The sequence below is a fragment of the Novosphingobium sp. AP12 genome (genome assembly GCF_000281975.1).
Classification (GTDB): Bacteria; Pseudomonadota; Alphaproteobacteria; order Sphingomonadales; family Sphingomonadaceae; genus Novosphingobium.
The window spans coordinates 1-12,066 of record NZ_AKKE01000097.1; the positions used below are offsets into that span (position 1 = coordinate 1).

At 66.4% G+C, this 12,066-nt stretch carries 12 protein-coding genes; all 12 read right to left on the reverse strand.

Annotated features, from left to right (window positions below; translation table 11 throughout):
- Positions 1 to 192: 192 nt before the first annotated feature.
- The 12 genes from PMI02_RS14740 to PMI02_RS14795 all read right to left on the reverse strand — a co-directional run bounded on the left by PMI02_RS14740 (position 193) and on the right by PMI02_RS14795 (position 11,911).
- The gene (locus PMI02_RS14740) at positions 193 to 2,142 is read right to left on the reverse strand and encodes a hybrid sensor histidine kinase/response regulator (RefSeq protein WP_007684116.1); all 1,950 of its coding nucleotides are present in this window, start codon (positions 2,140 to 2,142) and stop codon (positions 193 to 195) included.
- Positions 2,135 to 2,773 (reverse strand): chemotaxis protein CheX, encoded by a 639-nt coding sequence (locus tag PMI02_RS14745; protein WP_007684117.1) that lies wholly within the window; start codon positions 2,771 to 2,773, stop codon positions 2,135 to 2,137. Before PMI02_RS14745 ends, PMI02_RS14740 begins: the two co-directional genes overlap by 8 nt.
- The gene (locus PMI02_RS14750) at positions 2,770 to 3,153 is read right to left on the reverse strand and encodes a response regulator (RefSeq protein WP_007684118.1); all 384 of its coding nucleotides are present in this window, start codon (positions 3,151 to 3,153) and stop codon (positions 2,770 to 2,772) included. Before PMI02_RS14750 ends, PMI02_RS14745 begins: the two co-directional genes overlap by 4 nt.
- A gap of 49 nt (positions 3,154 to 3,202) precedes the next feature.
- Positions 3,203 to 3,466, reverse strand: a complete 264-nt coding sequence (locus PMI02_RS14755; RefSeq protein ID WP_007684119.1) for a hypothetical protein — start codon at positions 3,464 to 3,466, stop codon at positions 3,203 to 3,205.
- Positions 3,463 to 5,397, reverse strand: coding sequence for a chemotaxis protein CheA (locus PMI02_RS14760; protein WP_007684120.1), 1,935 nt, complete (start codon positions 5,395 to 5,397; stop codon positions 3,463 to 3,465). The genes PMI02_RS14755 and PMI02_RS14760 overlap by 4 nt, the downstream gene beginning before the upstream one ends.
- The gene (locus PMI02_RS14765) at positions 5,397 to 6,242 is read right to left on the reverse strand and encodes a protein-glutamate O-methyltransferase CheR (protein ID WP_007684122.1); all 846 of its coding nucleotides are present in this window, start codon (positions 6,240 to 6,242) and stop codon (positions 5,397 to 5,399) included. The genes PMI02_RS14760 and PMI02_RS14765 overlap by 1 nt, the downstream gene beginning before the upstream one ends.
- On the reverse strand, positions 6,239 to 7,330 hold the full coding sequence (gene cheB, locus PMI02_RS14770; RefSeq protein WP_007684124.1) for a chemotaxis-specific protein-glutamate methyltransferase CheB: 1,092 nt from the start codon (positions 7,328 to 7,330) through the stop codon (positions 6,239 to 6,241). Before cheB ends, PMI02_RS14765 begins: the two co-directional genes overlap by 4 nt.
- Positions 7,327 to 8,730, reverse strand: coding sequence for a chemotaxis protein CheW (locus tag PMI02_RS14775; protein ID WP_052025582.1), 1,404 nt, complete (start codon positions 8,728 to 8,730; stop codon positions 7,327 to 7,329). Before PMI02_RS14775 ends, cheB begins: the two co-directional genes overlap by 4 nt.
- A gap of 4 nt (positions 8,731 to 8,734) precedes the next feature.
- The gene (locus PMI02_RS14780) at positions 8,735 to 10,606 is read right to left on the reverse strand and encodes a methyl-accepting chemotaxis protein (RefSeq protein ID WP_238539080.1); all 1,872 of its coding nucleotides are present in this window, start codon (positions 10,604 to 10,606) and stop codon (positions 8,735 to 8,737) included.
- Between the two features lie 115 nt (positions 10,607 to 10,721).
- Positions 10,722 to 10,973, reverse strand: a complete 252-nt coding sequence (locus tag PMI02_RS14785; RefSeq protein ID WP_007684130.1) for a hypothetical protein — start codon at positions 10,971 to 10,973, stop codon at positions 10,722 to 10,724.
- Between the two features lie 62 nt (positions 10,974 to 11,035).
- Positions 11,036 to 11,614 (reverse strand): ankyrin repeat domain-containing protein, encoded by a 579-nt coding sequence (locus PMI02_RS14790; RefSeq protein ID WP_238539079.1) that lies wholly within the window; start codon positions 11,612 to 11,614, stop codon positions 11,036 to 11,038.
- Positions 11,615 to 11,623: 9 nt separating this feature from the next.
- A complete protein-coding gene (locus tag PMI02_RS14795) occupies positions 11,624 to 11,911 on the reverse strand; it encodes a hypothetical protein (RefSeq protein ID WP_007684135.1) in 288 nt (95 codons plus the stop codon).
- Between the last annotated feature and the right edge of the window lie 155 nt (positions 11,912 to 12,066).

Consider the following 12,066-nt stretch of genomic DNA (forward strand, 5'->3'; position numbering starts at 1 on the left):
GGGAGCCTATCGGCTGCTCGTTTCAAGCCGCTCACACAGCGCATTGAAACGGGACTTTCCGGTCATTCCAGAAACGGAAAGCGTGCAGCTGCTGTTGTCGACAACCGAGATTTTGCTTCAACGGCATTTCGTCGCTTGATACCCTCACCAGACATAAGCAAAGCGATTGTCTAGGCAGAGTTAACGTGGCGATTACGAGCCCAAGGCTTCCAGAAGAGCGTCTTCCAGCATGGCTTGGGTAAACGGCTTCCCCAACTTCACGATCCGCTGTTGCGAGCCTGGCGGGATATCTCCGTATCCGCTGGCAAGTATGATCGGTAAATCGCCGCGCAGCGCGGTGGCAAGATCGGCAAGCTGCGTACCAGTCATTATGGGCATGGCCTGGTCAGTGATGAGTACATCTATGTCCGCATGCATTCGCAGAAATTCGAGCGCCATCTCGCCAGAACTGGCTTCCAAGACCTCGTGACCCAAATCCTCGAGCAAGGCCGCAGTGTTCATCAGGATCAAACCGTCATCATCGACCGCCAGAACCTTGAGGGGACCTGACGCTGCCCGGGCCTCGCTTGAAACGGGCTGGGGCGAAGGCATTTCCGCAGCGGACTGCGCGACCGGCAGCCACAGCATTGCATGCGTCCCCCGGCCAGGGGTACTATGCAAGGTGAAGCTGCCGCCAAGCTGCTTCGCGAGGCCGTGGATCATCGAGAGTCCGAGGCCCGTTCCCTTGCCCACACCTTTGGTGGTGAAAAATGGCTCGGTCGCCCTGGCCAGCGTATCTTCGTCCATGCCTTCGCCGGTGTCGATAACCGAGAGCGCGATATAAGAGCCGCCGGCAAGACCGCCCACGTCGGCGTCTCCGGCATTGTACTGCGCCGCCGTAATCCGGATGACTCCGCCGCCCGGCATGGCATCACGCGCATTGACCGCGAGGTTCAGGATGGCCATTTCGAGCTGGTTCGCATCCGCCAGGACAGGTGGCAGACTATCGGGGAACGCAAGGTCGAGTGACCAGGCAGGACCGAGCGTCCGCTCCACCAGGTCGACCATGCCGGCGACGAGTTCGGGCACCATCAGGCGTTCCGAGCTGAGGTCCTGACGGCGCGCGAAAGCCAGCATGCGTTGCGTAAGCGCCGCGCCGCGATGGGCGCCTTGCATCGCGTGGTCGATCAGCCGGTCGGTCGCCGCGTCGGGCGGCAAGCGCTTCTGCAGCAGCGTGAGGCTGCTCATGATCGCCATCAGCAGATTGTTGAAATCATGCGCGATGCCGCCGGTCAACTGACCTACCGCCTCCATCTTCTGCGCCTGGCGAAGCGCTTCTTCCGCTTTCTGGCGGATCGCCACTTCCTGCTCGACCCGGCTTTCCAGCGTGTCGTTCAGTTCGCGCAGTGCTGCTTCCTGCTGCTTTGTGGCCGTCACGTCGTAGATGACGCCGATCAGGCGATACCCTGCGCCCTGGCGAATGATTTCACCGCGCCGTGCGATCCACCGGGCGCTGCCATCGTCCTGGCGGGTGATGAGGAATTCCCCGTCGAGACTGGCGGGGACCTGCCCATCGCGCGGTTCCGGGACCAGCGACGCCGCACCATCGGCAAGGACCCCGTTGATCGTCTGGACGGGAAGCACTATCGCCGGATGCAGGCCCAGCACACGGCAGAACTCTTCCGACACCGAAACCGTGGCGAACCCGTCGACATATTCGAACGTGCCGACACCTCCGGCCGTCTGCGCAATGCGCAGGCGCTCCTCGGCCCGCCTGCGTTCGGTCACGTCCACCAGCAGTCCGGTGAAGCGGACTGGCTCCTCGTCCGCGTTCAGGTGGCATTGTCCCCGCCCGTGCATCCACAAGGTTACGCCTGTTCGGGTGACGACGCGGAACTCCTTGGAAAACAGCTCCGCGCCTGCGAGGATGCCGGCGACGGCTATGCGGATGCGTGCGCGATCTTCGGGATGGATCGCCTGGAAGAAGGTGCCGGTCGGCAGTCCATCCGCCGTCGCTTCGGGCGAAATTCCGTAGAGTTCGGCGAAGTGTTTGTCGATGTAGAGGCGATCCGCCGCAATGTCCCAGTCCCAGGTCCCGCTCGCGCCCGCTGCGGCGAGGATGGGGCCGACGCTGTTCGCTTGGATCACCGTGCGGTCAGACATCGTCGCCAACGACGCGCGCGATGAATTCTTCCAGCAGTTCCTTCAGCGTTTCGAGCGAGGGAATGTCCATGATCATCGCGATGTACCCGCGAATGTCGCGGCTGCGCACGGCGAAATCGATGTAGAGGAACAGCACAAGGCCGCCGCCGGGCCCGGCCGGATCGACCTCGAACAGGCTGGCGCTGGTGCCGCGCAGAATCTCGGGGATCGTCATCGTCAGCGAGCGCTGCAGCATGTTCGCCATGGTGGCGAGGCAGGCGTTCAGGATGACGTTGCCAGTCTCGCACAGCGCTTCGCCCTCCATATCGACGACTTCCTGCGCGGTCAGTTCACCGCCGGTGACGGCGCGCACGAGTTCGAGGCTGTTGGTTTCGGGGAAGATCAGCAGCGCACGGCCCGAAAACGGGCCGGCGAAATCCTGCCGCACCGCGACGAGGTCGCTCACCTCGCGCTCGCTGATGAGGCGCGCTGCGCGCTTCTGGCTGACCACTTCGATCGAGGGGACCGACAGCAAGACCTGGTCGCCGATCATCTTGCGCAGGCTGGACGCGGCGCGGCTGACCCCGATGTTGACGATCTCGGTCAGGGCATCGCGTTCAAGTTCGGCGAGAGTGATGCTGTCCGCCCTCACGCGCGCTGCGATCGCAGGCGGAGCGCCGCGCCCGAGAGGAACGGTTCGAGCGCGTCGGCCGTGACCGGCTTGGCGACGAAGGCGGCGCCGATCTCTCTTGCGCGCGCGATGATCTCGTCCTGGATGTTCGCCGTAATGATGGCGACGGGCATTTCAGGCAGCAGAACGCGCAACTCGGCGGCAAGTTCTAGCCCGTCCTTCCCGGCCATGTTGAAATCGATCAGGGCGATATCGGGGGTCTGTTCGGCGATGACGTCCAGCGCATGCGCAGCGCTGCCGGCCTCCAGCTTGCGCCAGTCGGGCTGGAGTTCCGCAAGCGCCTTGCCGGCCACGATACGGGCTAGCTTGCTGTCATCTACGATCAGAACGGTAACGGGCATGCATCTACTCCGGCCGTCGCTGCTCGCGGCCACCCTTGTCACCATCCTGTTAGAAACATTCGGCGTCGCTGTCGCTACCGGAAATGAGGCTGCGAAAGATATCTTGGGACAGCGGGCCGACCGGCGGCCGCCCGGTGACCGGGGGGCGAAGTGCAAGCAGGACCTGGAGCACCGCCATGTGCAGCTTCACCACCCCGCCGATATCGACGCGGCCCTGCGGATGGTCCCCAAGGGCTCCCAGCAGGTCTTCCGCATCGCCTGCAGGACAGCGCCCCTCCAGCACGATGGTGCGGCCTTCAACGCGTACCGTCATGCCGCCAGCTCCGGCAGGTCGAGCACGAGCAGCACACCGCCGTCGCCCAGCACCGCCGAGCCGATCACGCCGGGCGCAGCGGCAAGAATGCCGCGTGGCGGGCGCAGCACGGTGTCGATGCGCTCGCCGAAGCCATCCACCCGCAGGGCGACGGGATTGCCGTCGACATACGTCACCACCAGTTTGGCATGGCGCCCCCGGGCGGGCGGGGCGTTCAACAGCACGGCAAGGTCAAGCACGGGTATGGTCCTGTCGCGAAGCACGCAGGCGAGGCCGCGCCCAACTGGCATCAGCGCCGCCTCGTCGATGCGCACCGTCTCGGCGACCTGTTCGAGCGACACGCCGTAGCGTTCGCCCGCTACTTCGATGACCAGTAGCCGGGTCGTCAGTGCGGTAACCGGCAAGCGGATACGAAAGCGGGTGCCCGCGCCGGGGCGGCTCTCGATCTCGACCGAACCGCGCAGTCGTGCGATCGCAGCCTGCACCGCGTCCATGCCGACCCCGCGACCAGAAATCTCGGTGACGCTCGATGCGGTGGAGAAGCCTGCCCGAAAGATGAGCCGAAGCGCCGCCGCATCGTCGAGCGCGTCGGCCCCTTCCTGCGATAGCAGCCCGCGTTCGACGGCGGAAGCGCGCAGGCGGGCGGGGTCGATCCCGGCACCGTCGTCGCTCACCGTGGAGGTGATCGCATCGCCCTGGCGCTGGAACGTGAGAGTCACCTGGCCCTTGGCATCCTTGCCCTTCTGGCGGCGCACTTCGGGAGGTTCGACACCGTGGTCGATAGCGTTGCGCACGATGTGGAGCAGCGGTTCGAACAGCCCGTCGGCGACTTGCTTGTCCACTTCGATGGTCTCGCCCACCAGCGTGAAGGCGATTTCCTTGCCGAGCCCCTGCGCGATTTGGCGCGCCACGCGGGGCAGGCGGCGCAGCGTCGTTTCAAGGGGGACAAGGCGGACGCGGGTAAGGTTGCGGCTGAGCGTCCCGGTGGCACGTTCGATGTCGGCCTGCGCGGCCCGCAGCCTTGCGGCAAGAGCGCGGTTCACCGACCCCACTTCGTCAGCCAGTGGCGCCAAGCCATTGATCGCGACTATGAGATCACCGAGGCCATCCGCCAAGGCGTCAATACGTGCGGCATCCACCCGCAGGATCGCTTTGTCGCGCACGGCTTCGCCGCTATCTTGCGGGACCGGGCGCGGCTCTACGGTGGCGAGGGTGATCTGACTGGGCTGAAGCCTGAATGCCGCCCGCACTTCGGCTTCGGATGCGCCGCTCAGGCCTTCTATGATCGAGAAGCAGGCGAAGGGCTCCATATCTGCGATGGCCGGCCACGCGCCGCCCGTGGGCAGAACCGCGAGCGCGATCAGCGCGGGGACGCGTTCGACGACACCGAGCGGGTCTTCGCCCCGGAAGAAGCAGTCCGCGTCAGGCGTGTAGCGGAACGCAGTGAGCGGGGCGGCGGCCTGCGCGATCGCCCCCGTCTCTCGCGCCGTCAGCGCGGCGAGCCAGTCTGTGTGCGCGGCGGTCCCGGTCATCATTCCTGCCGCGACGGCATGGGCCGACGCGGCCAGCAGTGCGATCGCGCGGTCGGCCATTTCCTCGGCGGCAGTCGGCAGCGCTCCGCTGCGTTCCACGTCGTCGATCCAGCGGTCGGTCTGGTCGAGGCACGCGACCAGACCTGCCACCGCCGCCGCATCAAGCAGGCTTGCCTGTCTGCGCGCGCGATCCAGCACGTCTTCTGCCGCGTGGAGTAGCTTTTCCGCCGGCGCGAGGGCAAAGACGGCGAATGAGCCTTTCAGCGTGTGAATGGCGCGGAAGGCACCGTCGAGCGCTTCGGCGGCCTGCGGATCGCGGGCAAGCGCCGACAGGTCCTTTGATGCCTCTGCCACCAGTTCGCGGCCCTCGATCAGGAATTGTTCGAGCAGTTCGTCCATCACGCCCGACGATAGACAATTGCATCGGCAAGGCGAGCCAGCTCGAACCTATCAGTGATGCGCCCCATCGACTCGCTGTGACCGAGACAGACGTAGCCGCCGGGATTGAGGCAGTCGTAAAGCGTGTTCGCCGCCGTCAGCCGCGCGGCGTCGTCGAAGTAGATCAGCACGTTGCGGCACAGGATGACGTCGAATTTTCCCATTCCCGCCATGCTTGCCGGATCGACGATGTTGGCCGGCGTGAAGCGCACGGACTCGCGAAGGTCCTGAATGATGCGACGGTGGTGGTCGCGCTCCGCTTCGAAGTAGGCGTTGCGCAAAAGGGGTGGAAGGCGCGAGAGCGAGCGCTCGGTGAACTGCCCCTCGCGCGCGCGGCCAAGGGCGGCGGTGTCGATGTCGGAGCCGACGATCTCAATGTTGTAGGCATCGACCAACGGCCAGTTCTCGAGCAGCCAGATCGCGATCGAATAAGCCTCTTCGCCGGTCGAGCAAGGCATTGACCATATACGCACGAGGTCGCCGGGACGGCGATGGCGGATGATGTCCGGCAGCAGGTCGTTGGAGAGCGCCGCAAGCTGGTGCTCCTCGCGGTAGAAGTACGTCTCGTTGATCGTGAACGCATTGATGAGCGCCTCTCGCTCTCCGATGTGGCTGCGCACAAAACCAAGATAGGCCGGGACCGTCACCATGCCGCAGCGCTTCATGCGCTCGGCGATGCGGCGCTCGATGTAGTAGCGCTTGTTCTCGCCGAAGATCATGCCGGTCCACCGGTAGAGCAGTTCCCCGACCTGGGAAATCTCGTCGGCAGTGAGCGGAACAAGCGTAGGCGTTGGCTGGTCGCTCACCGTGCGAGGAGTTTCATGAGGTTGCCGGCAATCTCGGGGAGCGGGCTGACCAGCGACGCGCCGCACCGCTCGACCAGCGCGCCGGGCATACCCCAGACCACGGCGGTGCACTCAGCCTCGGCGATGGTCAGGCCGCCGCGCTCCTTCAGTTTCGCCATTGCCGCTGCTCCATCCGTGCCCATTCCGGTCATCAACACGCCAACGAGCTTTTCGGGTGCAATCAGGCGCATGGCGCTTTCGACCATGCGATCGACGCTGGGATGCCAGAACAAGCCGGGATCGCTGGGCGCCGGCAATGCCACGATGCTGCCGGCCCGGCGCGAGAGGATCAGGTCGGCATCGCCCCGCCCGACATAGGCATGCCCGGCAACCAGCGGCGTGGCCCGCTCGACCTCGTGCACACCGAGCGCGCAAAGCCGGTCGAGACGCCGCGCGAGGGGGCCGGTGAAGGTGGCCGGCATGTGCTGCGCGATCAGTATCGGCCATGGGAAATCGGCCGGCAGCTCCGCCAGCAAGGCATCGAGAGCGGGGGGGCCACCGGTCGAGCAGCCGACCAGGACAAGGCCGGTGCCGTCGATGGGACCCGGCGGCGCGAGCTTGCTGCCGGTGACCGAGGCGCGCCCGTTGCCGGAGTGCGTCCGTATGCCGGCGCTCGCTTCGCGCACGCGCTCGCGCAGGCGGGTGGAGCGCGGGATGCGGGCTTTCGAGGCCGCGCGGACCTTGTCCACGAGATCGGCTGCGATCTTGTCGATCTCCAGCGAGACCGCGCCCTTTGGTTTGGGCACGAAATCGACCGCCCCCAGTGCCATCGCCTCCAGCGTCTCTTCCGCGCCCTCGGCGGTAAGAGAGGAGACCATGACCACGGGGCACGGGCGCACGACCATGATCCGGTCGAGGCAGGCGAGCCCGTCCATCTCGGGCATGTGGACGTCGAGTGTGACGACGTCGGGCGCGAAGGCAGCCAACATCCCGAGCGCCTCGACCCCGTTGCGCGCCACCGCGACCTCGAAATCGCCGGCTGCTGTGAAGATGTCCGTCAACAGGCGCCGCATCAGCGCCGAATCGTCGACGATCAGGAGTTTCGTCACGGCTTTCTCTGCGCCGCCTTGGTCTTGCCGAGCGCGAGCAGGAGGTCCCGCTCGGCACGGTCCAGCAATTCCTGCGGACTGACGATCAGCACCAGCGTATCCTCCCCGTCGAGGGCGGCGACGCGGTCGAACACGCGCGCGCCTTCGCTGCCCAAGTCAGGAGCTGGGCGCAGCGCGTCGGCGGAGGGCTGGACGACCTGCGAGACCGCATCGACGGTGAAGCCAGCAGTCAGCTCGCCGATCCGCACCACGATCACCCGCGCCTTGGAACCCACGACCGGAACGCCGTTGAAGCGGCGCGCCTGGTCGATCACCGGGATGACCTGGCCACGCACGTTCATCACCCCCTGCACGAAAGCAGGCGCCTTGGGCAGCGGGGTGAGGCGCGGCGGCAGCAGTGCCACTTCCTGCACTGCGTCGATCGGCAGGCCGAAGCTCTCCTCGCCGATGCGGAACAGCAGGAACCGTTCGTCCTGAACATCGGTGCCACCCGTCATCTCGCCCTTGCCTCTCGTCTCGCCCTGGAGCAGCCGGGCGGTGATGTCCTTGTCGACGAGCTGGTCGGGCGCGAGCACCGAGACCAGTCGCGTGCCACCGTCCAGGCGGCAGATCGCCTGGATGCGCGCCTCGCTCCCGCCGCGATTGAGGACCTGGGGGACGGCATCGATCTCGCGTTCGGCCACGCGCTCGATCGAGCGCATGGCATCGACCACCAGCCCCACGCGGTGCGCACCGATGCGTACGACGACCACTCGCGATCGCCCGGTCATCGGCGCGATCGGCAGCGCCAGCAGGGCCGCCAGCGACAGCAGCGGCAAGACCGCGCCGCGCGACGCCACGCTGCCGAGTGCAGCCGCGTCGGCGTGCGGCAGGCGCGCGATCCCGGCCGGCAGGCGCAGCACTTCCTCGGTGGATGATAGAGGCAGGGCGAAGTCCTGTCCGGCCACGGCGAAAGCGACCAACACGACCGCTTCGGCGGGCGCTTCCTCGGTCCGCCCCGTTGCGGCGACGATCGCCCCCGCGGAGCGCCGCTCCCGCCGTTCTGGCACCGCGGCGCCGATCAGGCTGGCGAAATCAACCTGCAATGCGCAGATGGCTTCATCGTCGTTCACGATCTGCGACACGCGGGTCACGGCCAGTCCCACCAGGCCGTCCATCTCCGCCACGATAACCCGCTGGACCGGCGATTGCGCGCGGCCTAGCAGGCTCGCCACCGACAGCACCGGAACGATGACGCCGCGTATCTGGGCAACGCCCAGCAACGCCGCGGGCGCGTGGGGTACGCGCGCGAGGCGCGGCAGCGGCACGATCTCCTGCACCAGCGAAGCGGCCATTCCAAGCAACTCGCCGCCCAAGCTGAACGTCAGCGTCCGGGCATCCGTGACGGGCGTATCCGGCAAGGGATCAGGCTTCGGTCGAGACGAGGACGGCCGCGATCGATGCGATGTCCTCGATCGCGGCGGCTAGCGATTCGGCACCCTGCGCCTGCTGGCGCGCGGCGGCACCCGCCTCACGGGCGGCGGCGGCGGCCAGGTCGGCGGCCTCGGCGATCTGGTTGGTGCCGCTCTGCACCTCGCGTGCCGAGCGCAGCATGTCGTCGGCGCTGGTGACGATGACGGCGTTGAGCTCCTGCGCTGCCTGAAGTTCCCTGGCGACGACGCCGAAGCGCTCCAGCATCGCGCGGTTGCGCGCTATCTCCGCTTCGGCCGCGCCGACCACCTGGTCGAGGTCGCGGCGGATCGTGGTGATCTGATCCTGGATCAGCCGCACCGCATCCTTGGCCTGCCCGGCGCTGTCGGCGGAATCGCGCGAGAGCTTGCGGATGTCGGCGGCCACGATGGCGAAGCCGCGCCCCGCTTCCCCGGCGCGCGTGGCTTCGACAGCCCCGCTGACCGCAAGCATGTTGGTCTGCACCGAGATCAGGGTTAGATTGTCGGAAAGCTTCTCGATCCGGCGGCTGGTGTCGTTGAGCACCGACAGCAGGGCGAGCACGCCGTTGACCTCGGCAATCGCCGCGACGACCCCGGTGACGAGTTGCTCGATCTGTGCCTGACACTCGCTCGCCGAACCGACGATGGCGCTGATCCGGCCGCTCGCAGCTTGTGCGCGGTTCTGTGCGATCTGCGCGGACGCTTCGATCTGCCCCATCGCGACGTTGGCCTGTACCGTCGCCGACGCCTGGACCTGCGTACCCCGGCTGATCTGCTCAAGCGCGACCAGGATTTGACCCGATGCGCCGGACAATTCCTGCACCGTCGCCGAAAGCTGCTCGGCGGCAGCGGCAACCTGCTCGACCACTACAGAGGCAATCTGCGCGTCCTCCAACTGCTCGGTGAGGTCGCCCAAGGCTTCGGCCGTCTGCTGGCTTTCCTCCAGCGAGGCCACCTGCTGTTCGATGGCTTGCTGGGCCTCGGCAGCGGCGGCCGACTGTTCCTCGGCAGCACTGGCGACCTGTTCGGCGCCTTTCTCGGCCTCGCGCGTCGCCAGTTCGGCCTGTACGGTGGTGTGAAGGATTTCCTGAGCGCCCAGGCCCAGCGCGGTAAGTTCCTCGCGGGCGGCCACGAGCCGGGCGACGACTTCGTTCCCTGTCTGCGCCTCGGCCGTCGCCCGCGCGGAGGCGGCGCGGACCTTTTCCGCAATGTGCTGGATTTCCTGGCCGATGGAGGCTGCCAACTGGCGGATCGACTCCGCGCCCGCTTCCGAGCTTTCGGCGAGCAGGCGCACTTCGTCGGCGACGACGGAGAACCCCGCCCCGGTTTCCCCGGCACGCGCCGCCTCGATCGTGGCGTTGAGCGCCAGCAGGCTGGTCTGGTCGGCGACATCGGCCACGTTGGCGCCGATTTCGTCAATGCGGCCGGCCGATTCTTCGAGAGCGGCGATAAGATCAACCGTGGCGAGTTGGCGTTGCGCGCTTAATTCGATGGTAGCGACCGAGACTTCGATCTGGCCGCCGATTTCGGCGAAGCTGCTTGCGGTAGCTTCGGTCTGGCGACGTGAATCCTCAGCCCGCGTACGCGCCTCGCGGAAGTTCACGCCGAGCGCGGCAATAAGGCCGAGAGATTCTTGGGCGGCCCCGGCAGCTTCCTCTGCACCGCTGGAAATCTGGTCCATCGTGCGCTGCAGTTCCCCCGCCGCAGCAGACGCCTCGCCCATGCCAGCCGCAAGTTCCTGTGTCGCCACATCGATACGCTTGATCGCCGAAGTGGGTTCTGCCGCCGCTGCCCTCTTGCGACGAGCTTGTGCCGGCGGAGCCACCAGAGATGGCTTCTCCTGCATCTCGGGCAATTTGGCGCGGGATTGGAGTGCGGATTTTTTGACCAGCGCCATCTGTTCTCTCGTTTGAAGTTGAACGACGCTTACGTGAGCCGTGCATCCAGCGCTAGGGGCCTCGCTATTCCCTCCCTGCGTTGCGTCTCCCGGAGATCAGGTTCGCAGCGCCGTCAGCGGCGGGCGTGTTTGCATTATCCGCGGACACGGCCGCTTTGGAGTCCTCGTCCTGCGTCGGGGGCCGATTGGCAAAGGGCTTGGCTTCGGCGCCGGCCAGGCCGTGCTCGATGTCGTGCTCGGTCTCGGCTTGCGCATCTACGCCCTTGCCCACGGATTGGTCTTTGTTCGAGCCCGGCCCTATCGAAACGTCGCTCATGAATATCGTTCCTGTCGCTTGATGGTTCGGGCAATGCCCGCGATAGATGCTGGAGAGCGCCCCTACCGGCGCTCGGCAAGCCAGCGGGCGAGGCTCTCGTTGCCCTGCATTTGTGCGAGGCTGGCCGCGTCATTGCCCGCCGCATCCACCGCGTCGATATCGGCGCCGGCGTCCAGCAGGAGTTCGATGACCTCGCGCCGGTCGAACAGGGCGCTCATCATGATCGCGGTCTGTCCTGCGGCGTTGCGCAGGTTCGGGTCCGCGCCGGCGGCCAGCAGGCGTCGGGCAATGGTCAGATGCCCTTTGAAGGCGACCCCCATCAGCGGGCTGCCACTCGCCGTCGTGCGGTTCGGGTCGGCGCCGCGATCCAGCAGCAGCGCCGCGCTTTGCTCGAAACCATGATAGGTCGCAAGGATCAGGGCGGTGTGCCCCTTCGCATCGACGCCTTCGATATCCGCCCCGGCCTCTAGGAGAGCTGGTAGCATGTCGTCGCGCCCCAGCCTGGCCGCTTCGAACAGCAATTCCTGCACCCGCTCCCGCGAAGGCAACGGCGGCAGTTGGCGCGGCGTCGATGGCGTTCGATTTTCCGGCTCGTTCAGCGAGCGCATGACCGTCGTTCCTTTGTTGGTTTCCAACGACAAGGAAGCCTCCTAACCGGCGGCGATTTCGTCGAAGACGCGAGTTACGATAGCGGCGCGGGCGTCGTCGTTGACGTCCACCGAGACGGATATCGGATCGGAAAGCGGTGCGTCCGTCCGCTCCGTCTCCAGATGGGTCGCGGTGTCGCCGCCGCTGGGCGTACCGCCTGCGCTGTTTTCATCGCCGGCCGCCGACACGAACACGTCGGTTCGCTCGAAGCCGTATTCCTGTACCAGTCGCTCGACCGCCAACTCGGCGTCGCGGCGACTCTCGAATGTGCGCTCTATCGTGGCGTTCATGTCTCTATCCTTTGATTCGCAATGCCTGAGGTCGGCGTCACTCTATCGAGGTCCGCCGCCGCTCGGAGCCGATCCGGGCTGCGCCATCTTGCGATGCTGCTCGGCCAGGATCGCCGCCGGGGTTACGTGCGCTACCGCCGCCTGGATCTTGTTCT

Coding starts and splice junctions, on each gene's coding strand:
- PMI02_RS14740 (WP_007684116.1), bottom strand. CDS start 2,142: ATGTCTGACCGCACGGTGATCCAAGCGAACAGCGTCGGCCCCATCCTC.
- PMI02_RS14750 (WP_007684118.1), bottom strand. CDS start 3,153: ATGCCCGTTACCGTTCTGATCGTAGATGACAGCAAGCTAGCCCGTATC.
- PMI02_RS14755 (WP_007684119.1), bottom strand. CDS start 3,466: ATGACGGTACGCGTTGAAGGCCGCACCATCGTGCTGGAGGGGCGCTGT.
- PMI02_RS14760 (WP_007684120.1), bottom strand. CDS start 5,397: ATGGACGAACTGCTCGAACAATTCCTGATCGAGGGCCGCGAACTGGTG.
- PMI02_RS14780 (WP_238539080.1), bottom strand. CDS start 10,606: ATGCAGGAGAAGCCATCTCTGGTGGCTCCGCCGGCACAAGCTCGTCGC.
- PMI02_RS14785 (WP_007684130.1), bottom strand. CDS start 10,973: ATGAGCGACGTTTCGATAGGGCCGGGCTCGAACAAAGACCAATCCGTG.
- PMI02_RS14795 (WP_007684135.1), bottom strand. CDS start 11,911: ATGAACGCCACGATAGAGCGCACATTCGAGAGTCGCCGCGACGCCGAG.